At 44.7% G+C, this 26,855-nt stretch carries 20 protein-coding genes and 2 pseudogenes; 2 read left to right on the forward strand and 20 right to left on the reverse strand.

Annotated elements, in window-relative coordinates; all coding sequences use genetic code 11:
- Window positions 1-349: 349 nt before the first annotated feature.
- Window positions 350-1,747, reverse strand: coding sequence for an MFS transporter (locus AC04Q6_RS16680; protein ID WP_110102505.1), 1,398 nt, complete (start codon window positions 1,745-1,747; stop codon window positions 350-352).
- A gap of 169 nt (window positions 1,748-1,916) precedes the next feature.
- Window positions 1,917-4,955, reverse strand: coding sequence for a glycoside hydrolase family 2 TIM barrel-domain containing protein (locus tag AC04Q6_RS16685; RefSeq protein ID WP_476389785.1), 3,039 nt, complete (start codon window positions 4,953-4,955; stop codon window positions 1,917-1,919).
- Between the two features lie 199 nt (window positions 4,956-5,154).
- Here AC04Q6_RS16685 and AC04Q6_RS16690 point away from each other — a divergent pair, with 199 nt between their 5' ends.
- Window positions 5,155-6,018, forward strand: a complete 864-nt coding sequence (locus AC04Q6_RS16690) for an AraC family transcriptional regulator (RefSeq protein ID WP_476389786.1) — start codon at window positions 5,155-5,157, stop codon at window positions 6,016-6,018.
- A gap of 72 nt (window positions 6,019-6,090) precedes the next feature.
- Here the strand turns inward: AC04Q6_RS16690 and AC04Q6_RS16695 are convergent, their stop codons facing one another.
- From AC04Q6_RS16695 to AC04Q6_RS16735, 9 genes are all read right to left on the reverse strand, one after another.
- The gene (locus AC04Q6_RS16695) at window positions 6,091-6,843 is read right to left on the reverse strand and encodes a transcriptional regulator (protein WP_243866330.1); all 753 of its coding nucleotides are present in this window, start codon (window positions 6,841-6,843) and stop codon (window positions 6,091-6,093) included.
- Between the two features lie 66 nt (window positions 6,844-6,909).
- Window positions 6,910-8,532, reverse strand: a complete 1,623-nt coding sequence (locus AC04Q6_RS16700; RefSeq protein ID WP_008791695.1) for a recombinase family protein — start codon at window positions 8,530-8,532, stop codon at window positions 6,910-6,912.
- Between the two features lie 107 nt (window positions 8,533-8,639).
- Window positions 8,640-8,825 (reverse strand): hypothetical protein, encoded by a 186-nt coding sequence (locus AC04Q6_RS16705; protein ID WP_004849804.1) that lies wholly within the window; start codon window positions 8,823-8,825, stop codon window positions 8,640-8,642.
- A gap of 270 nt (window positions 8,826-9,095) precedes the next feature.
- Window positions 9,096-10,436, reverse strand: a complete 1,341-nt coding sequence (locus tag AC04Q6_RS16710; RefSeq protein ID WP_009321442.1) for a virulence-associated E family protein — start codon at window positions 10,434-10,436, stop codon at window positions 9,096-9,098.
- Window positions 10,321-11,061 (reverse strand): CHC2 zinc finger domain-containing protein, encoded by a 741-nt coding sequence (locus AC04Q6_RS16715; RefSeq protein WP_014079457.1) that lies wholly within the window; start codon window positions 11,059-11,061, stop codon window positions 10,321-10,323. The genes AC04Q6_RS16710 and AC04Q6_RS16715 overlap by 116 nt, the downstream gene beginning before the upstream one ends.
- 47 nt (window positions 11,062-11,108) lie before the next feature.
- Window positions 11,109-12,581 carry a MobQ family relaxase gene (mobQ, locus tag AC04Q6_RS16720; RefSeq protein ID WP_074104019.1) on the reverse strand — a complete coding sequence of 491 codons (1,473 nt, stop codon included), beginning with the start codon at window positions 12,579-12,581 and terminating at the stop codon, window positions 11,109-11,111.
- A gap of 2 nt (window positions 12,582-12,583) precedes the next feature.
- Complete coding sequence (locus AC04Q6_RS16725; RefSeq protein ID WP_008816380.1) at window positions 12,584-12,901, reverse strand: DUF3847 domain-containing protein; 318 nt, start codon at window positions 12,899-12,901, stop codon at window positions 12,584-12,586.
- A 286-nt stretch (window positions 12,902-13,187) separates the two neighbouring features.
- Window positions 13,188-13,391, reverse strand: coding sequence for a hypothetical protein (locus AC04Q6_RS16730; protein ID WP_004614949.1), 204 nt, complete (start codon window positions 13,389-13,391; stop codon window positions 13,188-13,190).
- Window positions 13,392-13,531: 140 nt separating this feature from the next.
- The gene (locus AC04Q6_RS16735) at window positions 13,532-13,762 is read right to left on the reverse strand and encodes a helix-turn-helix domain-containing protein (RefSeq protein WP_064786802.1); all 231 of its coding nucleotides are present in this window, start codon (window positions 13,760-13,762) and stop codon (window positions 13,532-13,534) included.
- Window positions 13,763-14,064: 302 nt separating this feature from the next.
- Here AC04Q6_RS16735 and AC04Q6_RS16740 point away from each other — a divergent pair, with 302 nt between their 5' ends.
- The gene (locus tag AC04Q6_RS16740; protein ID WP_117457311.1) at window positions 14,065-15,105 is read left to right on the forward strand and encodes a DUF6076 domain-containing protein; all 1,041 of its coding nucleotides are present in this window, start codon (window positions 14,065-14,067) and stop codon (window positions 15,103-15,105) included.
- A gap of 19 nt (window positions 15,106-15,124) precedes the next feature.
- Here the strand turns inward: AC04Q6_RS16740 and AC04Q6_RS16745 are convergent, their stop codons facing one another.
- From AC04Q6_RS16745 to AC04Q6_RS16785, 9 genes and pseudogenes are all read right to left on the reverse strand, one after another.
- On the reverse strand, window positions 15,125-17,539 hold the full coding sequence (locus tag AC04Q6_RS16745) for an ABC transporter permease (protein ID WP_119247970.1): 2,415 nt from the start codon (window positions 17,537-17,539) through the stop codon (window positions 15,125-15,127).
- A 14-nt stretch (window positions 17,540-17,553) separates the two neighbouring features.
- Window positions 17,554-18,219 (reverse strand): ABC transporter ATP-binding protein, encoded by a 666-nt coding sequence (locus AC04Q6_RS16750; RefSeq protein WP_119247969.1) that lies wholly within the window; start codon window positions 18,217-18,219, stop codon window positions 17,554-17,556.
- Window positions 18,220-18,416: 197 nt separating this feature from the next.
- Window positions 18,417-20,795: an ABC transporter permease gene (locus tag AC04Q6_RS16755; RefSeq protein ID WP_119247968.1), complete on the reverse strand. Its 2,379-nt coding sequence runs from the start codon at window positions 20,793-20,795 to the stop codon at window positions 18,417-18,419.
- 14 nt (window positions 20,796-20,809) lie between these two features.
- Complete coding sequence (locus AC04Q6_RS16760) at window positions 20,810-21,475, reverse strand: ABC transporter ATP-binding protein (RefSeq protein ID WP_117850968.1); 666 nt, start codon at window positions 21,473-21,475, stop codon at window positions 20,810-20,812.
- A 177-nt stretch (window positions 21,476-21,652) separates the two neighbouring features.
- Complete coding sequence (locus AC04Q6_RS16765) at window positions 21,653-22,684, reverse strand: sensor histidine kinase (RefSeq protein WP_064786807.1); 1,032 nt, start codon at window positions 22,682-22,684, stop codon at window positions 21,653-21,655.
- Window positions 22,681-23,373 (reverse strand): response regulator transcription factor, encoded by a 693-nt coding sequence (locus AC04Q6_RS16770; RefSeq protein WP_035394423.1) that lies wholly within the window; start codon window positions 23,371-23,373, stop codon window positions 22,681-22,683. Before AC04Q6_RS16770 ends, AC04Q6_RS16765 begins: the two co-directional genes overlap by 4 nt.
- A gap of 223 nt (window positions 23,374-23,596) precedes the next feature.
- Window positions 23,597-23,668 (reverse strand): annotated as a pseudogene (locus AC04Q6_RS16775) (helix-turn-helix domain-containing protein); the annotation flags it as partial.
- Window positions 23,646-24,614 (reverse strand): annotated as a pseudogene (locus AC04Q6_RS16780) (Rrf2 family transcriptional regulator); the annotation flags it as partial. The pseudogenes AC04Q6_RS16775 and AC04Q6_RS16780, both read right to left, overlap by 23 nt.
- A 945-nt stretch (window positions 24,615-25,559) precedes the next feature.
- Window positions 25,560-26,741: a pyridoxal phosphate-dependent aminotransferase gene (locus tag AC04Q6_RS16785; RefSeq protein WP_118062158.1), complete on the reverse strand. Its 1,182-nt coding sequence runs from the start codon at window positions 26,739-26,741 to the stop codon at window positions 25,560-25,562.
- Window positions 26,742-26,855 lie beyond the last annotated feature (114 nt).

The following is a 26,855-nucleotide window of genomic DNA, read 5'->3' on the forward strand; positions in this document are numbered from 1 at the left end:
AATACTCCCCTTTGCAACATTTGTCTATATCTTCTTTCGATTTGGCAAGCAATCCTTTTACACCTATCTTATAATCAACTTGTAAATAAGGAAAGGAGGAATTGCAAATGAGCAACCTAAAAAAATATCTTAATGACCTTTTAGTATTCTACACTGAATATTTTGAGCATCCTTACCATGTATAAATACTAAAAGGACTATTTTGTGAAAACTGAATATTTTCTTAAGGCCATTTCACAAAAATGAAGTGGTCCTTTTTTATTTTCAAAATACAGTTCAATCACTTTATATATAGAAAAAAGCACTGTCTCATCGAGCAATGACCAGACAACGCTTTCTCCTGTCAATTCTAATTTATGTCTGATGCATCTGTTACTTCATCTGCAGCAATTTCTTTTTCTGCTTTCAGTTTTTTATTTGCATCTTCTACATTCATTCTTGAAAGTACAAACATAATCAATACATCAAAGATTAACGGAAGCCAAAGATACATAAACTGCATCATATCAAGTGCAGACTGCGGCTGAGTTGCATTTGTTCCGATATATCCACTGAACTCAAGCAGCCATCCAACAACAGCGGTTCCAATACCTCCACCGATTTTTACGCCAAGAGAAGTACAAGAGTACATCGTTCCGTCAATTCTCTTTCCCTGTGTAAGATAAGTGTACTCAGAGCAGGATGCGATAACTGCATTCATATCTCCCTGCCATGGTCCCTGACCTAAGGCTGCAAGAGCTGTAAATGCCATCATCAGCGGAACACTGCCCATATATCCTGCAACAACAACAAGTGCTCTACCGATGACTGCTAAGACATAACCTCTTAAGTTCAGTTTATACATACCTTTCCACTTACCAACTAATGTCGGTGTGAAAATCAGGGCAATGATCAGTGGAATATTTACTGCCCATGCAAATTGTCCAAACAAATTCTTATTTTTCAGTACCCATGTCATGTAATAAATGCCCGCTCCAATCATGGCACTATATAACTGCTGTAAAATATATGTTCCACAAATCATCATGTAATATTTGTTTTTAACAAGAAGCTTGAATGCCTGTACCATTCCGTACTTTTCATTATCATCCTTTACTTCTCCTTCGTTAAGTTCTTCCTCAGGAAGTTCCTTAACAGAAAGTGCTGAAATCGTATTTATGACAAGACCAATGATTGCATAGATAATAGCAACCGTTCTCCATGCCGCAGCATCTCCACCACATTTATCTACAAATCCAACTGTAATCGCCTGAATCAGAAGACTTGTTGAAAACGCAAAAATAAAACGGTAAGATCCCATCTGCACACGCTCTTTGCTGTTCTTTGTAATCAGTGACGTAAGTGCTGAGTAAGCAATATTGTTTGCTGTATAAAACACACCATTTAACAGTGTATAAGAGATAAAGAACCATGCGTATTTAGCCGTTGTTCCAAAGCTGACTGGTACTGCAAAGCAGCAGACCAGCGTAATGGCACAACCAATGTATCCGTATAGCATCCATGGCTTCGCTTTTCCCATTTTACTGTGTGTTTTGTCAATCATTGATCCAAAAAATATATCCGTAAAACCATCAAATAGTTTTGATACGGCAATCAGGGTACCTACGACACCTGCAGCAAGTCCTACTGAATCCGTCAGATAGACCATCATAAAAGATGTCAGGAACGCATAGACTACATTACCTGCAATATCGCCTGATCCGTATCCAATTTTGTTATACCATTTCAAATACTTTTTTTCTTCCATCGAATTTCTTTGCTCCTCATCTTCATCGCACTTAGAATTTCAAGATGTCTAACAGAGTATGATGTCTAATTCTAGTTTTTTCTCTGTTTTTGTCTGATTGCTCTGTATATCCGGACTTTACATAACAATCAGACTCTCTTTCCTTGTTTACGGGTTACATGAAACTTTATTATCCCTTTACATACGGTATCAGTGTAAACTGAAACCGGAATAATACATCATCAAATCGGTACTGATCCAATACAACTGGACCACAACTATTAGAACCAATGCCATTTAATGCGTAGTCAACGCAAAATACTACACTATCTGATTCTGTCAGTTCATAATTATGCGTTTTCTTCTCAAGTTCTTCCTGCGTATAATAAGAAGCATTGAATGAAAATGCCTTTTCTGCGGATGCCACAATTCCATATCGGCTGTTGTTAAGCTCTACATATTCACAATCATAATGGCTTCCATTTTCCTGTGGGCGAATATAATCCTCATGCAAATCATCTACATTTGCCTGATACAAACCGTGGCTCGCAGCCTGATGTTTGTCACAATAGCTTTCCTGTGGTCCCATTCCAAAGTATCGTGCAGCTGAAAGTTTTTTATCCAGGAACATCCTCACACCAAATCTCGGAAGATCCGGGAATTCATCGTCTTTTGTTACTGCAATATCTGCATCAATCTTTCCAGCAGTTTCTATTTTCCATGTAATCGTCACATCAAGAATCTTCTGTACTGTCTCTGCCACAACGGATGCATGGCTTGTAATTTTCACACCATGCTTTCCCTGCACGACCTCTGTCGTGTAAGCTCTTGTATAAGCTTTATCATAATGGGCTTTCTTCCATTCAGACTTGATGTACATATCATTATCTGTTGGTGCCCTCCAGATATTTAATTCCATCGGGTGGTTCAGATATTCCCGACCTGCAAATTTCATCTCTGTAAAAAGTGCAGTCCGTCGGTCGATTGTATATGCGAATTCACGACCTTTGATATGAATCTGTGTATCATCTTCACTCACCTGTAATTCAGAATCCGTCACTGTTTTTTCAACCCATTTTTCTGCTAACTGGCATTTGGCATCCTTCTGGCTTACTTCGATCTCATCAAATCCAAGGATATGGTCTTCATCCAACAGTGGCAATTCCTTTTTCAGATGGTAAATAAATTTTAAATAACATTTTCCACTCTCTGGCACATTGATTTTAAGGTTTATTTTTCCTTCACTGTGTGGTGCTGCTGAAACTTCTGGGAGTTTACCTTTGCTGATTACAAGCCCGTCCTGCGTCAGTTCATAACTGATCTTCACATAATCTTTCAAGTCATCAAAATCCATGTAGTTATGAAGCACCAGTTCTCCGCTTTCTTTGTCATAGGAAATAACCCTTGCCGGGCGATAAACATTCTTGTATTCCAAAAGTCCTGTATGTACCGTTCTGTCCGGATATACTAATCCATCCATACAGAAGTTGCCATCATGAATTTCTTCGCCATGGTCGCCCCCATAAGCATATATAGTCTTTCCATTCTCAGCAGTTCCATGAGCAATCGCATGGTCACACCATTCCCAGACAAAGCCGCCGCACATTTTATCATTATCCTGAATCATCTGGAAGTAATCTTCAAAATCTCCAGGTCCGTTTCCCATGCTGTGACAGTACTCTACCAAAAGGAAGGGTTTGCTTCCATCTTTATCCAGATATTCCTGAATTTCGGAAAGCGCTGGGTACATCCGGCTGTACACATCCAGATTGCTGTAATCATATGTTTCATCATAATTACGGTATCTTGCACTCTCATATTGTGTGATACGGTCTGGATCAAAATTCTTTGTCCATTCCAGTGCTTTTTCAAAGTTACAGCCATAAGCACTCTCATTTCCCATTGACCACATAACAATACAGAAACGGTTTTTGTCACGTTCCACCATGAGTTTTACGCGATCAACGATTGCCTTTTCCCATACCGGATCATCTGCAATCTTCTCATTCCATCGTTTAAACCGATTGTAATCAGTGTCTTCTTTTCTGTAGATCATAAATGGACCATGAGCTTCAATATCTGCTTCATCTATTACCATGAATCCATACTTATCACACATTTCATAGAAAAATGGTGCGTTCGGATAGTGGCTGGAACGGATCGCATTAAAATTATGCTGCTTCATTAACGTAAGATCGGTTGTAATCTGTTCCGGATTGATTGTAAATCCAGTAACCGGATCAGAATCATGTCGATTGACACCACGGAATTTAATCTTCTGTCCATTTAAATAAATAACCTGGTCTTTAATCTCTATCTTTCTTAATGCAATGTGATCTACAATTACTTCATTCTCTGTTTCAAGAATCAGTTTATATAGATATGGATTTTCTGTATTCCAAAGTTCCGGACTTGCGATTTCTAATACAGCTGTTCCTTCTTCAGCAATACTTCCTAGTGCTACAACTGCTCCGTTTCTATCTTCAATCGAAATTTTTACATTTAACGGAGAGTAGAATTTCATTTCAATTTCTACTTTCGCAAGCATATCCTCAATTCTTGTTTTAATATGATAATCACTGATTGCCTCTTTTGGGCGTTTCAAAATGTACACATCCCGGAAAATACCACTCATACGGAATTTGTCCTGATCTTCCAAATAGGAACCATCACACCACTTCATTACCAACACTGCCACCGTATTCGTTCCATCCTGAAGTACATCGGTAACATCAAACTCACTGGTCATATGCGAAACCTGGCTGTATCCTATGTAAGAGCCATTGATCCATACGTAAAAGCAACTGTCTACTCCTTCAAAGTTCAAAAAAGATTTTGGCGCATTCTCATCTCTACTGTACTCAAAAGTATGTACATAGGCTCCACACGGAATGTCCTGTGGCACATATGGTGGATCAAACGGAAACGGATACCGGATGTTTGTATACTGGTGTGTATCATATCCTGCCATCTGCCATACACTTGGAACCTGAATCTCATCAAAATTTTCTGTATCATAATTCTTCTCAAAGAAAGAATCCTGAATGTCATAGATGCTGTTAAAATACTGGAATTTCCAAGTTCCATTCAATAACTGCATACGATCTGACTCTTCTCTGTGTTCCACCAAGTTATCCATTCTTCTGGATGCCGGAATATAATAGGCTCTGGCTGGCATTGTGTTTTCGTGCAGTACGCTTAGATTTTCATAATAACGTGGTACGATCATAAATAACTCTCCTCCAATACATATACTTTTTTGTTCTTTGTTTTCCTAAAGCAAACCTTATACTTTACTTTTTGTTTACGTTCCTTAGTTATGTTATATATAGCTTATCCTAATTTGCAAAATATGTCTATGAATTGGATTAGACAAAATATGCACTAAATGATACAATGATAAAAAGTACGAAAAGAGGTGCTGTCCTATGTATTTGAACACCGGTTATTTGAACCACTCACATATGGATTTCAAAGACAAAAGTCGTCCGCTGATTGTCGGTAGCTGTGGTACTTACCGTCTTTCCAGACATCCCAAACTTCCGACCTACCGTCCAAAGGGTCGTCTGGATTATCAGATTATATATATCACTGCTGGTTGTGGGCATTTTCATTTTGATAATGTAAATAATGAAACGATTGTTCCAGCCGGCAGCATTGTACTGTACAGACCGAAAGAACTCCAAAAATATGAATATTACGGAGAAGATAAGACAGAAGTATACTGGATTCACTTCACAGGAAGCAATGTAAAAAATATCTTACGTCAATATGGATTTCCGGATAAAGAACGTGTCTTTCAAGTGGGTACATCTAATGAATATGAACAAATTTTCAAGCGTATCATTATCGAGCTGCAACGCTGTCAAGACAATTATGAGGAAATGCTTGTCCTTTTGCTACGTCATCTTCTGATCAGTTTCCACCGGGAACTGACAAGAGAGCACATATTAAAAAATGAATACCTTGATCATGAGATGGATAATGCTGTTACCTTTTTCAGTGAAAACTACAATCAAAATATCAATATTGATGATTATGCTGCCTCACGAGGCATGAGTGTCAGCTGGTTTATCCGAAATTTCAAAAAATATACCGGTTCTACACCAATGCAATTCATTGTGGGAATCCGCATCAACAATGCTCAGATATTACTTGAAACAACAACTTATTCCATCAATGAGATTTCTAAGATTGTCGGATATGATAACCAGCTTTATTTCAGCCGACTTTTTCACAAGTTGAAAGGATATTCGCCGAGAGAATACCGAAAGCTGAGAAACAAATTCTGAAATCCACAAAGAGGATACCACCGAATTATCAAAACAATGATTTGTGATATCCTCTTCTCACTTTTGCTATTCTTATTTTACAAACTCAGCCGAATAATAATACATATACTCATTATCTGTATCTATGTATTCTCCTGTAATGTCCTGTATCGGCAACGAACTCACTCCTTGTTCGCCATAGATCAGTGCTGCCAATCCTTGCTCTGTTCCGTACTCTATCGTGCTTTTGTTCTCTATAGAGGTCGCAGATCTTCCATAATATTCTCTGTTTGCAACACCTTCCAAGATTGGCGTTTCTGTCATATATTTTGAATATTCATCTGCTGCAATAAGCTTTGCAGTAAAATTATCAAAATCCGGAGTGATGACAATCAATCCATTTTTTGCAGATTTCACGTCCTCATAGGAAAGTTCCAAAACTCGTTTATGAGAAACTCGTTTTCCAGAATGATATTCTGACAAGTAAACGTATAATGCCTGAAATGTATCTTTTGAATTGTATCGAAACATCATGGTTCCATCAATTCCGGACAACAATTCAGCCGTTTTCATTTCTACACTATCCGGATCTACTGCTTCTATATAATTTTGTGGTTGCCGCAATTTATTACATACCATGATTCCAAGAGTAATAGCAAATACTCCCACAGCAATAAGAAGTACAGCAATAATCTTCTTTAAATAACGCTGTTTATGACTACTATCTTTTGATATCTGTATCAGTGTATCTTCCGATTTTTTTTCTACATTAGTTACCTCAATATCTTCACCTGCCAAAAATTCATTTAGACTGATGCCTAATATTTCACATAATTCTAAATACACAGACACATCTGGTAAACAAATCCCCGTCTCCCTTAATTAAAGATATTGTTGGGTAAAAAAGAAAGGTCAGTCGATTTTGCCGATGAAGCGGTAGTAGATTTCTACTTCCTGCTCACGGCTTCCGTCCTCGCCCTTGACAGCTTCGTGGACGGTTATTTTTTCAATTAGAGTGTTCAGAAGTTCGGCGGTCAGCTCCACAGGGTTGACATACTGTTTCATCAGGGCAATCCACTTTTCAGCATCCGCTGCGGTCTGTACGGCGGCTTCCATCGTTTCGTGAAGCTGTCTTATTTTTGTTTCAAGCTCCTTTTGCTCGTTCTGGTACTTCTCGGACAGCATATTGAAGTTATACTCGGTTATGCGTCCGGCAGACCAGTCCTCATACATTTTAGCAAACAGCCCGTCAACCTCGGCTTTACGCTTCTCTGCCTTTTTCAGCTCCGCAGCCTGCTTTTTCTTCGCAGAGTTTCTTTCCCTGTCGCTGGCATTGAGCAGGCGTTTCAGCAGCTTGTCCTCGTCTTTCTGTGCCAGCATAGACCAGTATTGCAGTCTTGCAAGCACATAGGCATACAGTACATCATAGCGGATATAGTGCATGGAACACTGGCGTAATCCCTGCCCGTTCTTGCTGCAATGGTAGTACCCGTATGGGTTCTTATTCTGCTTGTTTTCCCCATAGGCTAAAGACCATCCGCAGTCTGCACATTTTATCAATCCTGCGAAAATCTGTGTCGTACCGTTTCTGCGTTTCCTGCGTCTGCTTGCAATCAGCTCCTGAACTTTTTGGAACACTTCTTCAGAAATGATGGCTTCGTGGGTATTTTCCACACGATACCATTCTTCCTGCGGCTTCCGCACCTTTTTCTTGTTCTTGAATGAAATGTTGCTCTGCTTGTTGTGAATGCTGTGACCGATGTAGGTTTCCTCTTTCAAAATGCTCTTGACCTGTGCTATCGTCCACGCATAGGCTTTTTCTGCGGGCGCACCGGCGTAGATATTGGCGAAAGTCCCGTATCTTTCATAGTTCAGCCAGCCGGGGGTAGGTACTTTTTCCTCCACCAGAATCCGTGTAATGCTGGCGGCTCCACGCCCGTGTACAGCAAGGTCAAAAATCTTCTCTACAATCCAGCGTGTTTCCGGGTCGATCAGAAGATGACCTTTTTTGTCCGGGTCTTTTACATAGCCCAGCGGTGCATAGGCTCCATAGTGTGCGCCATTGGCAAATCTTGTGTGCATGGCAGCCTTGACCTTTTTGCTGGTCTGTCGGGCGTGCATTTCATTCAGGATGTTTAAGAACGGTGCAAGCTCGCTTTCTCCGTTGATGGTGTCCACATTGTCATTGATGGCAATGTAGCGTACTCCCTTGCTGGGGAAATAGATTTCCGTGTACTGACCGGTCAGGATATAGTTTCTTCCCAGACGGGATAAGTCCTTTGTGACAACGCAGTTGATTTTCCCGTCTTCGATGTCATCAATCATCCTTTGGAAACTTGGACGCTCGAAATTTGTCCCACTCCATCCGTCGTCAATGTACTCGTCTACAACGGTCAGCCCATGCTCTGCGGCATACTGTCTAAGCATCATGCGCTGGGTCTGGATACTGCCGCTTTCCCCCTGTAATTCATCGTCACGGCTCAATCTCAAATATAGTGCAGTGTTATAAATCGTTGTATTGTATGGTTGTTTCACGGTTAAAAATCCTCCTTCTAAAAGAAACAACCCACGCTTATACAATACTCGCTGGTACAAGTATATCATAAGCGTGGGCTGATTGACAGTCGTTATTCCGTATTTTTTCAGGAAGCGGCGGCAGCGTGCTGGATCACATCTTCCAGCAGGCTGTCAAGCGGCTTCCCATCCTGTGCGAAATGCTCCGATACCTTGATACGGACTTTCCCCATGACAAAATACTGGGTGCCGTCTTTTTCGGTAAGCAGGGTGCCGCTGTTTTTGTTATTGCTCTCGTTTTTGCTTTTTGCCATAGGCAGTTACCTCCATAAATGAAATATGCCCGACAAGGGAATGTCAGACAGGTGTACAGCCGCAGACTGTCTCCGTGTCAACCAAACCGTGTCAACCGGCAGAAAAGACTTTGAAAACAATCCATAGGCGCTCTATTATTACTTTTTACTTTTTCTTTGATTTCTTGGTTGACATGGTTGACAAAGGAGAGAAATGCCCCAAATATCAGGCTTTTCCCCGTCAACCGGCTGTCAACCAAAGCGTCAACCAAACTGTCAACCGGTGGCTTTTCAGAATGGAAGTTCCATTTGCCGGGCTTCTTCTTCCGTGATTTCCTGAAAACCGTCCCCCTCCGGCGGAGCTTGGTTGACACGCTCCCAGCCTTTTTGAGAACCGTATTTCTTATACCGCTTCGGGCTTTTGTAGGCTACCCAGCCCTGTATGATGCCGCCCGCAATGCCGGTATTCATAATCTCGCAGATTGCCCGTGTCTCCCAGTCTGCCGGGGAATTTAAGTTCCCCAGCGCTTCCTCATAAAGCTGCTTGGAACATACCCTGTCGCCGGTGTAGTCCTCCAAATAGGCGTAGATCATGCCGGCCTGTGTGTCTTCCTGCATAAAGTCCTGCTGGTGGGCGTTCAGGTATCGGTTCATTTCCATGCTGAATGACAGCTTATACTTCCCACTGCGATAAACCGTCATGGCTTCCGCCCACATCTGTTCGATATACGCCCTCGCCGCCGCTTCATCGTCCAGTATGTGAACCTCCGCCCGTTCCGGGTACACCGTCACGGGGAGAAAGCGCCGGTTGCCAGTGCGGTCACGGGGCAAAAAGTCCTGCCGGTTGGTCGTCCCTCCAAATACACATTGCCGCAGCCGGTCTGCCGGATGTGTCTCATACGGCACTTTGTAGGTTTCTTTCTGGCGGCTTAAGAATGACTTGATTTCCTCAATACTCTTGGCGTTGGCTGTGGCAATCATCTCCGACATCTCGATAATCCAATGCCCTTGCAGCTTGCGGTACACATTTTCATCGTCCAGCTTTTTCAAATCGTCTGAAAACCATTCGTCCCTGCCTGCCAGCAGCCGGAAAAAGGTAGATTTCCCGGCTCCCTGACCACCAACCAGACAGAGCATGACCTCAAACTTGCTCCCCGGTCTGAATACCCGCCGGATGGCTCCCATCAGGAACAGTTTCAAGGCTTCATAGGTGTATTCGTCCGTATCGGCTCCCAGAAAGTGATGCAGGGCGTAACGGATGCGCTCTGTGCCGTCCCATTGCAGGCTGTTCAGGTAATCCCTGACTGGATGGTAGCGGTTTTCATTGGCAACAATCTTGATGGCGCTCTGCACCTTTTTCTCGCTGGTAAGCCCGTAATTTTCTTCCAGATACAAAAGCAGGTAGTTCATGTCCATGTCGGTCAGCGTGGTACTGGTGCGCTCCCAGCCCAGCGGCTTCACAATGTCAATCTGCTCCGTCAAAAGGTTCAGGCGCAGCGCCCCGCGAAACAGAGGGTCACGCTGGAACACCGTCAGGCAGTTTCGGATGCTGTTCTTCACGCCGCCTTTCTGCGTCCCCTCTAATGTTTCCCGGATTTCTGCCGGTGTCTGCGCCGGTTCCATTGTGTCCATCGTCCTTTTGACCGCTTCCTGCGTTTCCGGCGGCAAGCTCTGAAATTCGCTGTTCAAGCCGCAACACCTCCTTTCCCTGTGCGGCGATCAATGCCGCTTTTTCTTCTATTTCTCCGTATAACAAAATATCCAAAAGGTATTCTGTGTAGCTTATCCTCTGCAACGCTTCCACAAAAAGAGGATGCCAGATGGCATCCTGCGGCTGTGGGGCGTGTGCTGTTTTCCAATGCTCCAGCAGGCGCAGATAATCGCATAGCACCCGGAAACAATACCGTTCCGTTTCCTGAAATCTCTGCTCCGCTGATTTTTGTCGGGGCTGTGACCTGTTGTGACGCTTCCTATCTGGCGGCGCATTGCCGGATTTCTCATAGGAAACGCCGAAGTCCTCCGCAAGCCTGACCGCAGCTTCCCGTTTCCCCAATCCATGCAGCAAAGCGGCAAAGTCGATCACATCCCCGGAAGCCCCGCAGCCGAAGCAGTAAAAGCGGCTGTCCACTTTCATGCTGGGCGTGCGGTCATTGTGGAATGGACAGCAGACCATGCCGTTTCTCCCCACCCGGATTCCATAGAATGAAGCAGCCTGCCGGGTGGTAACAGACTGTTTCACCGCTTCAAATACATTCAAATGCTCCCTCCATAAAAATACTGGTAGCGGTAAAGCTGCCGGTTATATCATAGCTCCATCTCATGTTTCTTTCTCTGTACTGCCTGTGGCTGCTCCCTCCGGCGCAGTGCGGTATCTACGGCGTTCTGCACCTGCCGTAGCCGTATGACTTCCTCCCGGAGTGGCTTGTGCTGCGGAGACAGTTCGGCATACTCTGTTTTTAACTGTGCGTATTCCTGTTTCCATGCTTTCAGGGCAATGGGTTTTCCGTCCAGTTTTTCTTTCAAAATACGGCGGGCGGCATAAAACAGCCGTAACTCCGCATCGTGGGATGTTTCAAATTTCTCCCTCTGTTTCTTAAACTTGATATTGTTCAATTCCGTATGAACAGGTTTTAGCCGCTGGTAATTCTCGCCCTCCCGTATCAATTCCTGCAATTCCTTTATCCGGGCAGATTTCTTTTTCATGGAGTCGCTTAACGCTTCAAATTCTTCGTTGACAGAGGAAAGACGCTCCTGCAAATCCTCTAATGTGAGCAGCTTGTTTTCCGTCAGATAATTGACGGCTTCGGCAAACTGCTTTAAGTTTCCGGTTCTGGCTTTATTGCTCCATGCCCCTGCGTTGCGCTGGTTGTAATAAGCGATCAACAGGTCGGCAAGGCTCGGTGTCTGCGGTTTGGAAAGTTCTTCTTTTACCTCTGCCATCCAGACAAACAGGGCTTTGATCTTCTTCCTCACATCCTGCATGAGCCGGTTGGTGGCTTTAATCCAGCGGTTCAGTTCCCCTTTCTCGGTGCGGATGCCCTTTGCTTCCATCTGCCGGACATTAGCTCCCTCGTGGACAGTAGGTATCAGGTCAAGCCCCTGCCGCACATAGGAACGGTGGTCGATACGCACATCCAGCCCTTTTTCCTCAAATTTTGTATTAACGGCAGCCGCCCACTGCTCCCGCCAGTGTTCCAGCGTTTCCGGCTCATGCCAGTCTGTTGTATGGACAGCGTTAAACATATAATCGCCGTTTTTATCCCGGATTCGGTTTCCATCTTCATCAAGAAGATATTCCCGACGCTGTTTTTGTCCCCATGTGCCATCCGGGTTCAAAGGGCGCATGGTTGTCATCACATGAAAATGCGGGTTAGGGATGCCGCCGTCCTCTTTCTCCGGGCTGTGAAAAGCAAGGTCGGCAATCATGCCTTTTGTCACAAACTGCTCCTGTACGAACTTCCTCGCCAGCTCCATGTTTTCTTCCAGCGTCAATTCATTCTGCATGGCAATATCAAAGGAATAGGCAAGCTGTGCTTTTGGATGTTTCTCGCAGTTCTCCACAGCATTCCAGAGGGTCGCCCGGTCAAGATATATTTCCGGCGCATGGGGCGGCAGCATGATTTCCGAAGCGATCACGCCGCCCTTTTTGGTGTAGTCGCTGACTTCTCCATAGTAGCTGCTGTAAAGACGCTCCCCGGCTCGATAGGCTGCGCTGGCAATGGCGCTCTGACCGGCGCTGCGCTTGATCTGTGCGATTGAAAAATGATAAAGTGCTATCCTTAGTCACCGCCTTTCTCCTGCCCGGAAATACGGGCGTGGTTCTCTGTGGCAGACCGGATGAAATGCTCCGCCTGCGGCAGATTCAAAATGCTTTCCATGAGGGAATAAAATTCCGCTTCGGATAGCTCCTTTGTCTGTGGTGCAATGCTCTCAATAGCTGCCCCACGGGTAATCAGCCGGTGCGTCCTCTGTTTCCGGGAACCGCTTTCCAGATACGCCTGCCGGTTTTTCAAACGCTGCATTTTCCGTTTTTCCTGTTCCAGCAGGACAGTGGTTTTTTCATATTCCTGTTTCAACTGTTCCAAAGATTTTTCCATGTTCTCACATCCTTTACTTATAAGATAAAGAAAGACCATCCGCAGACAGTCCGTGTGTCAGTGCTTCTATAAAACCCTCCGAAAAGGGAAAACCGCAGAGCGGATTTCTCTTTTCGGAGGGTACACAGGGGATAGCCGCCTTAGCGGCGCAAGGGGGTGTAGCCACCTTGTCGGAGCGAAGCGAACGCAGACCGCGGATTGCTGATTTTATCAGCGACAGAGGTAAGCTCCACAGGACGCACGATACATGGTCTTTAGACTATGTATAGAAGTGCGCCCTTAGTTCCTAAGGGATTTTGCCGTTTCCGGCAGTTTTGTCCTTTTTCTTGGAACGCTTGGAAAGATACTTCGGGCAGTCAACCACAACCGCCCGGAAGCTCTGTTTGCATTCGTGCTGGCATTTCCGGCACAGTTCGTTGTAAGTGATACGGCTGCGGTCATTTAAGAAGAAAGACCATTCCAGCCGTCGCTTGTTGCTCATTCTTGCCATAACCGGCTCCTTTCTCCGTTTCTATCTGATGTACGCAGATAGGCTGTTTTAGTGTAGCGTTTCGGTATCATTTTTAAGGTTTTTTCCCTCTGTATGCCCCTTTGGAAAGTGCGGCAGTATTGCAGTCAGGGGATAATACCTCACGCTTTTTTGTCGCTTCTCGGTACGGTTTCGGAGCCTTTTGCCATCCATTCAAAGAAAGCAGTTTTGCTGACCTTGATAAGCCTGCCACTGCGGAACGCCGGAAAGCCGGGGGTGTGTACCAGCTCATAGGCGCTCGCTCTTGAAATTCCCATAATCTGCTGGATGTCCGCCACATCCAGAACCAGCGGTAAATCCTCGTAGCTGTTCAATCTCTTTTTATTGCTCATTCTGTTCCTCCCATAAATCAAATAGGTTAAAATGCTTCCTGCTGCCGTTCTCCCCAAAAGCCGTTTTCCTGCCCCATTCCTGCGGTGTTTCCCTGCATTGGTGCGCTGGATGCGTCACTTCTCCTGCCGGTCATATCCCTTTTGGACGGTCATTCACTTGTCAAGGTACTGTATGGTACGAAATTACCAACTACAATCATCATAGCGGATTATCCTTGACAAAACAATACTTCTGCGATACCATGAGTGTAACGGATATAACTGAATTATATAATTACCATAAGAAAAGGCAAGGGATAGGGATGGAGAATCAGTTTATACGGCATGAGCCATGTTTTGAGAGGATTTTGTTTGTCCTGACGCTGGACAGGAAGAAAATGAAAGAACGGATTTTGATTGGGGAAGAACAGCAGATTCGCTTCCGTCTGAACGGGAGCCAAAACACAGAGGTGCTTTGTGATATGACACGCCCACTGGGAACTTTTTTGATAAACTTTGAGCGTGACACGGACAGAGATTGGAACTTATACGGGCTTTCTCCACTGCGGCAAGCCCTCCACTCCAACCGATGGAAACAGCCGGAGCTGGAGCAGGCGGCAAGCGAATTTCTCTGGGGAAAATATCTTAGCAATGACCCTCTGAAAATGTATGTGGCGTTCCGTATTTGGAACAGCTATCTGCTTGCCAGAGAACCCCGTGACCGTAACGCTGCCTGTGACCGCTTCATGGATAAAATGAGCAGCCTGACCGGGGTATTCCATAACGAAGCCATGAGCTTTGACAGGGAGACAGGAAAACCGAAACATTTTCAAGCTGGTAGCCTTTATTTCAAAGGCGCACCGTCAGAAGATACCCGGCTTGACCTCTGGTTCCCGGACAACCGGCGCACAGAAGAATGTGTGTCTGCCTATGCGTCCCTCTACCCGTTGATTACCTATTATCTGAACAGGCTGAATGACTGGGGGCTTTGCTTCCGACAGTGCAAGGTCTGTGGGAAATATTTTCTGGCAAAGAGCCAGCGGTATGAGCTGTGCAGCGATAAGTGCCGCAAAGCACAGGCGCTTCAAAACAAGCGGGAATTTGACGAGAGGGCAAGAGAAAATAACTATGACCTGCTTTATAAAAATGAATGCCAGAACTGGCGCAACAAAATAAACCGGGTAAAAAATACCGCAGGCTTTCCGGCTGACCGTCTGGAAAAAATACAGGCTGCCTTTGCCGACTTTAAGAAAGAAGCATTACAGAGAAAAAAGGCTGTAAAAACAGGAACAGCCAGCCCGAAAGAATTTACGGACTGGCTGTATCAACAGAGTGATATTATTTTGAAATTAACTACCTTTTAAGTGATGTCTATACAAAAGATCATTCCTCCCTTATGGCAGACAAGATGCTTGTTTTCTTCAACTCGGATTTTGCGTATGCAGTGAAAATCAAATATATAACTGCTAAAACAACGACTAACGCCAGTAGAAACAGCCACGGCAATACCAACGTAATGCAATGGTTTACCGCATCCAATCGTCTACAAACAATTACACTTAAAATGCTTCCAAATACAAGAGCTATTACCAACGAACCTCCGAGGTAAATTCCCATCTCCCTATCCAGCATTGCTTTCAACTGTTGCCGTGTTGTTCCAACAGCCTCAAGCAAACCGAATTCACGCTTTCTATTCTGAAAATCAACCATAAGCATATTCGTAAGGCTGATACTTCCAAAGACGAACAGAATAGCAGAAGTCATATATAGAGCATTTATAGATGCACTGTATCGATACTGAATATTTTTAATCGTTTGTTCAATCGTATTTACTTCTATTTTTCCATTTTTATCCGCAATCTTCTGAACTGCGGTCAAAACTTCATCAAAACATCCCTCTGAATTTTTAATCGCCAGAATCCCCGTCTGTTCCGTTATCCCTGTCAGTTTCTTTGCTGTGTCATAAGTCATAATGAAGTAGGGGCTTCCAGGAACAACCGGGCTATCCTCCATTAAATCAGATCTATTGTATGTGCCTACAACAACGGCTTCCACATCAAAGGTTCTACCATCAAAAGCTCTGCCCTCAATCTTCAAAGTATCGCCAACTTGTGCTATATCTTCTGCAACCAATATTCCATTTTTCTCAACCATATCATCGTAATCTGCTGTTCCAGAGGATAACGCCGCCTGCTTTTCTTCTGTCTGTTCCCGATTTAAGGTTGGAAAGAAGTCTGAAATGCTCGTGATAGAACCACTTTCGCCCGAAAAAGTAGCTGTCATATAAACGCTGTCAAATGCGGTAATCTTTTCTATCCCATCTACCTTTTCTAATTCCTGCATCAATGCCTGATCTTCAAGTGGATTTTCTTCCAGTTGCAATTTTGCACTTCCGTATGGCTCCGCTTCGTTATCGAAAGAGCTGCCAACTGTATTTCTTATTTGTATAAGAATGTTACCGGCAGGATAATATTTGAAACTTGCCTGTTTTGCCGGATCAATAGAACCAGCAACCGTAGAAGTAACCAGTAAAAGAGCTCCGCTTACTCCAAGCATTAAAAGCGTCAGAACTGCTTTTTGTTTGTTTCTTTGTATATTTATTTTCGCCAGATTAAACGGCGTAAGTTTCCGATGCAGTTTTGAGCTGCTTTTTGCCTTTCCAGCATACGCAAGGTATTTAGCACCCTCTACCGGGGAAGTATTCATTGCTACTCGGACAGGCTTAAAAATGGCAATATTCACTGTTACAAAGGCTACTGCGGCAATCAGTACAGCATAAATAACTGTTGTTTTTAGCCGGAATCCATCAGGACAGCCAATAAATCCAATCAGTGCACCAATGACAAGCCCCAAAGGAATACCAGCTAAGGCATATAAACGTCCCTCTTTACTTGCCATCCGTTTAATCTGTCTTTTTGTCATGCCAACTGTCCGCAGTTGCCCAAACATCTGAACATTTTTTACAATCTTTGTGTAAAAAACACCATAGACAATCGTTGCCGCCAAAATAGCCGTCAACGCCGCCAGTAGTGGTACTGGAATCGGAATACCCGATGTTATCACACCCGACATAACAGCAGAATACTCTGTAAGCATTACCTGTTCCTCGACAATGCCTGTATTTTGTATTGCTTTGCCGGCAAAATTAAGAATAGCCGTGGAACTTATGGCGTCTGTATTCAACCGCGTATATGCTGTAACCTGAAAAGAATCTTTTGCCAAATCTTGGGCAAGCTCTTTACTAACATAAATAAAATATCCGTTGCTTTCTTTCGTATTATTCAAAACACCTGAAAGTGTATATTCTGCTTTCTGTCCTGTTCCAGTCAGGTCAATAGAAATTGTATCGCCAGTCTGATAGGATTTTCCTAAAAAATCAAGGTAGTTCTGGGGGAGCATAATCTCATCCGCTTTCTGCGGCACACTTCCCTGAAAAGTTTTTTCTTCCTGATGTAAAAAATAATCTTCATTTCCATAAGCAACAGTGATTGTTTTATTTTCAACATAAAACACACCTATAGCGGAATATTCGCCAACCCATGTAATATTTTCGTTTTGATGCAGCTGAGCCGTTTGTTCGTCTGTAACTCCCAAAATGCCAATCTGCGCTTTATTCCTCTGTGTGTTCTTGAATTTCTCTTGTGTACCTGTTGATATTAGGAGAATCGAAAAAACCATACAGACAGAGATGGCGATTGTCAAAAGCAGAAATGCCTTGTTTCTCTTATCCGCTTGCATACTCCTACCTGCCAATTTTTTTACAATGGCACTTGTATCATTTTCAAAAGGCCATGTCATAGTCTGCCACCTCCTTACCCCACAATCTTGCCATCCTCAATGCAGACAATCCGATCTGCAAGACGGGCTATGTCGTCATTGTGGGTAATCATCACAACAGTTTGCCGGAACTCCGCGCTGGTGCGCTTGATAAGTCCCAGCACCTCGGCGCTGGTCTTGCTGTCAAGGTTGCCGGTCGGCTCGTCGGCCAGCACAATAGCCGGTTTGGTAATCAGGGCGCGGGCAATCGCCACACGCTGCTGCTGGCCGCCGGAAAGATTGTTCGGCATATTTTTCAGTTTATCTTCCAGCCCCAGCAGGTGAACGATTTCGTCCAAAAACTTCTGATCCACCGTGTCCCCGTCCAGTTCCACCGGCAGGACGATGTTCTCATACACATTCAGGATGGGAACAAGGTTATAGTTCTGGAAGATAAAACCGATGTTGCGGCGGCGGAAGATGGTGAGCTGTTCGTCGTTCATTTTCGACAGCTCTTTGTCCCGGACAATCACGGTTCCGCTGGTGGGAGTGTCCAGCCCGCCCATCATGTGAAGCAGGGTGGACTTGCCGCTGCCGGAGGTTCCCACAACGGCCACAAACTCACCGTCATTTACGGAGAAGTTCACGCCGTCAAGGGCGCGGGTGATATTCGGCTTTGTGCCGTAATACTTTTTCAGGTCGATAGTCTGTAAAATGCTCATACTCAAAACTCCTTTCAAGGCTTTCTGCCTGCTGATAAGGGTATTGTAAAACCCAAATGTCCGCGAAATGTTACAGCGGCCCAAAAATTTCATTGAAAATCGGGGTGAAATGTTACAGCGCTCGGACATTTCAAAAATTTTTTGAGAAATGGCGAAAAAAGCGGGGCAGCACACGCCGCCCCGCCGATCCCATACGGTTATTCCATCGCCCGCATTTGTTCAATCAGGGATTGCTTTTTCTGTCTGCGGATTGTCCATACAGACAAGATCAGTTCCATTCCGAACAATACCAGAATGAACAGTCCCATTTCCAAAACCGGGAATTTGTAAGGCACTACATTTCCGGCAAAAGCTCCTATACTCATTTTTCTGCAAGCAAAGATGGAAGCCGGAAGCCCAACGATCAGCGTCGCCAATGTTGCAAAGAGCGCATAGCACAGCCCCTCACAGATGTTCATTTTACATAGCTGTTTTTGTGTTAGGCCGATAGAACGCAGAATACTGTTTTCCTGCTTTCGGGCTATCTGGTTAGAGAGTGTCGTATTGATAAGGTTGATAACGCCAAAGAGAAATACCAACCATGAAAGTATCTCCATACTGCCAAACGCAAAAGAATTTGTCATTTCTTCATATTCAATCACTGTATTGATTTCATCTAAGGCAATATTACTATGGCTGGCAACAATATTTTTCAATTCAGCTCCCACATAGTCCGTTTTTTTAGCGTCATTTACAATGCTCCATGAATAGTCAAAAGAGGTGATTTCCGGGTGCAGTTCGTGGAACAACGCTTCTGGTGCAAAAAGAGTTGCCCCATCTAAGTGCATCCTGCCATGTCCTGAATATACCTTTGCAGGAGCGTATAACCCCGATATGGTAACAGAAACGGATGGCTGTTCTTCTCCCAAAGAAATCTCAACCGTTGAACCAACACCCATATCCTCATTCTGCTTTAGCACATTATAGTCAATTACAATACTACGGGAATCTGTTGGCATGGTTCCCTCTGTCAGAGCCGCTTCAACTGCCGCATAATTCTGGTCGGTCAGCATATCGCACATACCACCAGCTTGATGAATCTCTGTTTTATAAGTTGCATGGAGAGATTGCCTGCTTGGAATTATATCTGTAACGCCATCAATAGATAAGATTTCCTGCTTTAATTCCTCATTCAATGGATTTCCCGCTGCCATAACCTTTTCTTCTGTCATTTCAGAATCCAAATAAATTTTATAGTCGCCGTCTGGGAAAAACTGTCTTGCAAGTGCCTCTGGTGAGCGCAGCAAAACAATGGAGGATACCACAAGCAGGATAATTCCGCCCAAACTCAATGAAGCTACAATAGCAACGGTCTTTTTTCGGTCACGCTTAAAATTCGCAATTCCCATTGAAACAGGATTGAGCTTGATGTTCTTTTTCCGGCTGCGGATGTCCTTTTGCGCCGGGGTAAAACGGATGGCTTCAATCGGGGAAATCCCTGCCGCAATTTTTACTGGCTTACGGATGGAAACAGATACCATGATCCAACTACTTATGAGTGTCAAAATAACCGTTTCCACATAGGAAACAGCGTTAAATCCCTTGGGAAATAGAAGAAAACCGCCGCATACACCCAGCACTGTACCAATCAAAATTCCGATACTGCCGAGTTTGCGTCCCTCCCGCTTTACAATCCGCTTGATTTGCTTTGGCGTTGCACCAATCGTCCGAAGCTGCCCGTAGCTCTTGATTTTGTCATTGATGGAGATACGGAAGATACTCTGGATCACAATATAGCCGCCGATCAGAACAATGGCAATCACGCCAGCCATCAGTGCAAAATCAAAGGATTTAGAAGCATAGGCAAAATACTTGCTGTTCATTTTGGGCATAGGAAGCTGATATTCCTCCGCAATCTCCCTGCAATAAGAGGTCATCAGTTCTTCGCCCAACTGGTCGCTGTTTTTGAAATGGGCATAGGCACGATACCCAGCCGGGTCAAATCCATCCCATTCTGTCAGGGCAGCTTTGGAAAGAATGATAGCGCAGGTATTCGCTTCTTTTTCATTTACGCTGTCCATAATTCCGGTAACGACATAATCACCATGAAAACTCTCGGTATCTAAGGTCACAGTGTCCCCAATCTTGGCATTGTTTCCATAGGTGGAAAGAAAGTATTCGCTTACGACAACTTCATTTGCTTTTTCAGGAACCCGGCCCTCTAACAACTTCATCTGCGCCTTGGCAATCTCCATCATTTGCGCGTCGCAATACACATAGGACGCATGATAGCCCTGTTCCGAAAGTTCCTCACCCAGTATATAGTAGCTGCCTACGCGCTCAAACTCCGGCACTCCTTTCAGGGTTTCAATGTCGTTTTCCTCCACGCCCAGCCAGACCGCCTCATAAGTATCGACAACCTGATTGCGCTGCATTTGTGTCAGGGAGGTAGACACAATTCCCGTAAAGCAGATCAGAAACGCCGCCAGCGCAACGGCGATCACTACCATCAGATTCCGGCGCTTCTCGCTTTGCAAACTTTTCTTTGCCAGCTTCTTTGTAATGGCGCTGGTATCATTCTCAAAAGGCCATGTCATAGCCTGCCACCTCCTTACTCTACAATCTTTCCGTCCTCAATGCGGACGATCCGATCTGCAAGGCGGGCAATGTCGTTGTTGTGGGTAATCATCACGACAGTTTGCCGAAACTCCGCACTGGTACGCTTGATAAGCCCCAGCACCTCGGCGCTGGTCTTGCTGTCAAGGTTGCCGGTTGGTTCGTCGGCCAGCACGATTGCCGGTTTGGTAATCAGGGCGCGGGCAATCGCCACACGCTGCTGCTGGCCGCCGGAAAGATTGTTCGGCATATTTTTCAGTTTATCTTCCAGCCCCAGTAGGTGAACGATTTCGTCCAAAAACTTCTGATCCACCGTGTCCCCGTCCAGTTCCACCGGCAGGACGATGTTCTCATACACATTCAGGATAGGAACAAGGTTATAGTTCTGGAAGATAAAGCCGATGTTGCGGCGGCGGAAGATGGTGAGCTGTTCGTCGTTCATTTTCGACAGCTCTTTGTCCCGGACAATCACGGTTCCGCTGGTGGGAGTGTCCAGCCCGCCCATCATGTGAAGCAGGGTAGACTTGCCGCTGCCGGAGGTTCCCACAACGGCCACAAACTCGCCGTCCTCCACGGAGAAGTTCACACCGTCAAGGGCGCGGGTAATGTTCGGCTTTGTGCCATAATACTTTTTCAGGTCAATAGTCTGTAAAACGCTCATATTCAAAACTCCTTTCAAGGCTTCTTGCCTGTTGATAAAGGTATTATAAAACCCAAATGTCCGCGAAATGTTACAGCGGCCAAAAAATTTCATTGAAAATCGGGGTGAAATGTTACAACGCTCGGACATTTCAAAAAAATTTACGGCGGGCAGCCGGGAATGGCCGTCCGCCGCGTTCTATTTTGTAGGCAGCATAATGGAAAATTCCGATCCCTTGCCCGGCTCCGAAACCACTTTGATATAGCCGCCCTGTCGCGTTACGATCTCGCGGGCCAGATACAGGCCAATGCCCACGCCCTGCTGTTCGTGTACTTCTTCCTCACGATAGAAGCGCCGGAAGATGGCAGCCTGATTGCTTTCGGAAATGCCCTTGCCGGTGTCGGTCACTTTGATCTCCACATACATTTCCCACAGCACCACCGACACAGCGATTTTCCCTCCCGCCGGGGTGTACTTCACCGCATTGTCCAGCAGGTTAAAGAGGGCTTCGGATGTCCACTTGCTGTCATGGGAAACGGTCAAATCCTCCGGGCAGTCCACAGACACGGCGATTTCCTTTTTCTCCGCTGCATACACGATCCCACTCATGGCCTGCGCCACGGTATCAAAGAGGCGACCCGGTTTCTTGTCCAACTGGATCACGCCTGTTTCCAGACGGGAGGTTTTCACAAGGGCCTGAAAGAGAAAGTCCAGCTTATCCGTCTGGCTGCGGATTCCCCGGATAAAGTCGGTGCGCTCCGCCTCGGTCATAAGCTTTTCCAGCAGGGTGTCCGTCGCCATTTTCAGATTGCTTACCGGCGTTTTCACTTGATGGGAAATATCCGATACAAGGGTCTGCAACTCCTGCCGTTCCTCGTCCACCCGGCGGCGGTTCTCCTGCATGATCTGGTAAAGCCTTGCCAACCGGTGTCCGATTCTGGCAAGCTGGGTTTCGCTGTCCTCTGGCCGCTGGGGTGCTTCATTTCCGGCGATCATGTGGTCTAAAGTCTGGCACAGGTCAGCGGTAAACTGCGACAGCCGCTTTCCAAACGCCTGCGTCAGTACAAAAATCCCCACAAGGGCGCACAGTAGCAGCGCCCCGCCAGTCAGCAGCACCGCCGTCTGTTTTGTCACAAGAAACAGGGCTATGGTGATCCCGGACATGGAAAGGACAAGTCCTATTGCCACCCGGCTAAACAGCCGCTTTACCGATAGGTTTTGAAACTTCATTTTGCCTCGCCTCCCGTCCATTGATAACCCATGCCGTAAACGGTCTTGATGTAGGGCGCGCCGCCGTCGGATTCGATCTTGCTGCGAATTCGGCTAATGGAGGTTGTCAGGGTGTGTTCGTCTACAAACCTTTCGTCTATATCCCACAGCTTTTCCAAAAGCTGCCCACGGGTCAGCACTTGCCGGGGATTTTTGCGGAACAGGTTCAGCATTTTATACTCCATCGGGGATAGGGTCAGGGGCTTGCCGTTTAAGGAAGCCGTCTGCTCCGAGAAGTCCAGAAACAGCCGCCCGTCGTCGTAAATGTCCTTGGCCGGTTTGTGGTGTTCCAGCATGGCGAACATAGCTTTGATTTTTCGCTGCAAGGCCCCGATCACAAAGGGCTTTGTGATGTAGTCCACCGCGCCCACCTCATAACCCCGTATCTGGTCGCTCTCCTGATCGTTGGCGGTCAGGAAAATCACGATGGTGTCCGGGTGCTGGGGCTTTATCAGTTTGCACAGTTCAAAACCGTTCCCGTCCGGCAGGTTGATGTCCAGCAGCACTAAATCAAATTCCCGCTGGCGGATGGCTTCGGCTGCGGTTCTGGCATTTAGGGCAGAAGTCACGCCGTAGCCGTCTGCGGTCAGGTTATAGTCTAACATCTTATTCAAAAAACTGTCGTCCTCGACAATTAAAATCTGCTCCATATTCTCACTTCCTTTGCTTTTTGCAGATAGTATAACAGGCAAATGTCCGAGAATTGTTACAAGGACAAATATATTTATCATTTTACAGCTTTTTTATGTGTACTGCAATTTTATAAAAGAAAGGACAGCAGTATCATCAAATTGCTGTCCTTGCGGTTTATTATAGCTGGTAGTGTATAAGCGTGGGTTCATCATATTTGGTGTGGTATCTTTAACTATGGGAAACTCCACGTTCCCATTTGGAAACTGACTTATCACTCTTACCCAGTTTCTCAGCAAGCTGTTTTTGAGTCATACCAAGTTTTTTTCTTTTTTCTGCAAATTGGATGCTGTTTCACGACTTCCATCTCATCTATCGTTAATTTCCCATTTTTATTCAATATTTCTATCGATACCCGGATTTTACCAATATCATGGATTGGTGCAAGGTGCGATACATTTTCAATCTCTTCTTCGGTAATTCCATATTCCGGATAATTCTTCTGCAGTTGGCGATAAACCTGCTCCGTGTAAAAACTAATATCATCCTGATGTTCTGTTTCCACCAGATTATTATGATTCAATACAGCAACAAGCAGAGAAACCATATCCCAATACTGTTTCGTGATATTCTTTTCTTTCTTCCGCAGTTCCTGTTCCATATTGACAATCGTATCGGGAATAACCTTCGCATTATGGAATGTGAGAATGGCAGTATTTTCCGTCTCATCTACATATCTTTTTGCTTCCATCCAAATATAAGAATCTGCTTCATTATCACATATTCTGCGATAGGACATATCTTCTTCCATGCAGCCGTCTACCAAGTGTTCCGTAAGCTTTTCACTTGCCAAGAATTCCTGTAACTTCTGGCGATCCTGTTCATGTACATATTGTTCTGTATACTTCTTTACAAACTCACCGTAGCTAGCTGAAGCACTTACTTTATCATAGACTTCATGTACATGGGAATAAATACACTCATATATTTGATCCTTCAAATTCAGTTTTATAACTACATAAAAACGTCCAAAATATTCATCTTTACCCGGCTGAATAATATCTGATATTTTCACATTTTCCAGCCTGTTATTATAAGTGTTCTGCAGATCCAGTAACACTTTATGTACTTTACAGCAATCCGAGTAATTTCTGGAACAGTATCCGTCCTTCTCCAGGCATCTGCTGATTGCCATTGTTGACTCTGTACAGTTAATAACATCCATAAGAGAAATTTCTTCCGGTCGTTTTTCCAGCATATAGCCGCCATTAGCCGCCGTATTTTTACAGTGTTCGGGTCGTCGTAGACTTGCCGATAGGCAAAAAGAAAGCGGCGGCTCTGAAAATCAAAGCCGCCGTAATTTAGAAATGGCGCGTGAAGATACCTCTGCTCTGCGACGGCTTTTTTTCTTTTGCCGTCGTCCGGCAGATTATAGTTCTATTCTTTAATTTACATTTTGTTATTCAGTTCTGAAAATAGCACAATTCCAGTATTATTCTAGGCTATTCACCCGAAAAGATACTAGAGGGATTTTTAATAAAACTTGCGGAATTTTATGATTACAAATTATCACCTAACTTTCTAGAAAAATACGAAAAGGAATTGCCTCATTCTCCTTCTTACTATGAGAATGATTATCAATTTTACAGGAATAGAAAAAAGAACTATTTTTAATTCGTAAAAACCTCCCGGTACATTAATTTGCACCGGGTAATTTTATATATTCCAAATTGTTCTAAACCATGCTATACTAAAAGAGCTGTCGAACCTCCAGCAGAAAGGAGGTGGCCACGATGGAAGAAATTCTCACCACATTTCTTGTCTCCGTTGTAGCAGGCGTAGTTAGCTACTACATATGCAAACGGCTGGACGGTAGACGATAGGCAGCAACAGCCTAAACGGAATAACTCACCGTAACGAGCAAGAAAGCCCCCAGAGCTGCAACTCTGAGGGCTTTCACTTTGCCACTTGGAATCTCACCACATTCCTTAGCTGTTATTATCATATGCTATTACCGGTAAAAAGTCAACTCAAAACGTCACGGAGCTCTCCATATTTTCTGGCGTTTGTCCTAAAAACGTCACAAAACCATATCTCTGAATCAACCCACATATCCAGAAATGGCTTAAAATCAACACTTTCCAGACTTCACGGTATAAATATATTGCTTTTCGCCACAAAAAGCGGTGGGTATTTTTTTATCTGATCATTTGTTTTTCAGTTCTTCCACTGCTTTTTTGATTCTTGCACATGCTTCCTGAAGATCCTCATAGCTGCATGCGTAGGAAATTCTTAAGTATCCCTCTCCCTCGGAACCGAATGCGGAACCAGGTACCAGAGCGATTTTTGCATTGTCAAGAAGATACTCGGCAACCTCCATTGAAGTCATCCCAAGGCTCTTGATATTTACGAAGATATAAAAAGCACCATGTGGGTTGTTACAGCTGATCCCATCGATCTCGTTCAGAGCTTTTACCACATAATCTTTTCTTCTCTGATACTCTTTTCTCATTGCCTCAACATCATCTGCACAATCAGTTAAAGCTGTGATCGCTGCTTCCTGTACAAAGGAAGATGCGCAGGTAACTGTATACTGATGAACACGTACGCAGGCCTGGATGATTCCAACCGGCGCACACAGATATCCAAGTCTCCATCCTGTCATGGAGTAAGCTTTTGAAAATCCTCCTAATGTAATGGTACGCTCTTTCATTCCCGGAAGAGATGCAATACTTACATGCTCTGTTCCATCGTATACAAGCTGGCTGTAGATCTCATCTGCGATCACAAGAAGATCATGTCTGATGGCGATCTCGCTTAATTTCTCAAGTGTCTCTCTAGAGAAAACACCACCGGTCGGGTTGCTTGGGTTTACAACAACGATCATCTTAGTCTTATCTGTGATCTTTGACTCCATCTCCTCAAAGTCGATCTGATAATCGTTCTCCTCTTTCAGGCTGTATGTTACAGGTACTGCACCAAGTGCTGACGGAACATGGATGTAATTCAGCCATACCGGGTTCGGGACAAGAATCTCATCGCCGGGATCCAGGAAAGCGTCCATGGATGCGAAAGTTGCCTCACCAACACCTACTGTTACAAGAACTTCAGATGCTTCATAATCTGTACCATGGTTCTCGTTCTCCCATTTTGCAATGGCTTCTCTCAGTTTCGGGATACCATAGTTGGATGTGTAAAATACATGTCCTGCTGCAAGGCTCTCATTTGCTGCTTTTTTGATCTTCTCCGGTGTATCAAAATCCGGACGTCCGATCTCCAGGTGAATGATCTTCTCTCCTGCCTGCTGCATTTTGTTTGCTTTTTCCATTACTGCACGGATACCGGAAAATGGAAGGCACTCCATTCTTTTCGCTGTCTTGTACTCCATATTTATTTCCTCCTGAACCCTTTTATTTTTCTGCGGATGTCCCGCTGTTTTTTACTGCATTTAGTATTTAAGCGTATAGCTGATGTCTCAACTATACGCTTAAATGGTATCATC

This window comes from Blautia sp. HA9023 (assembly GCF_056504095.1).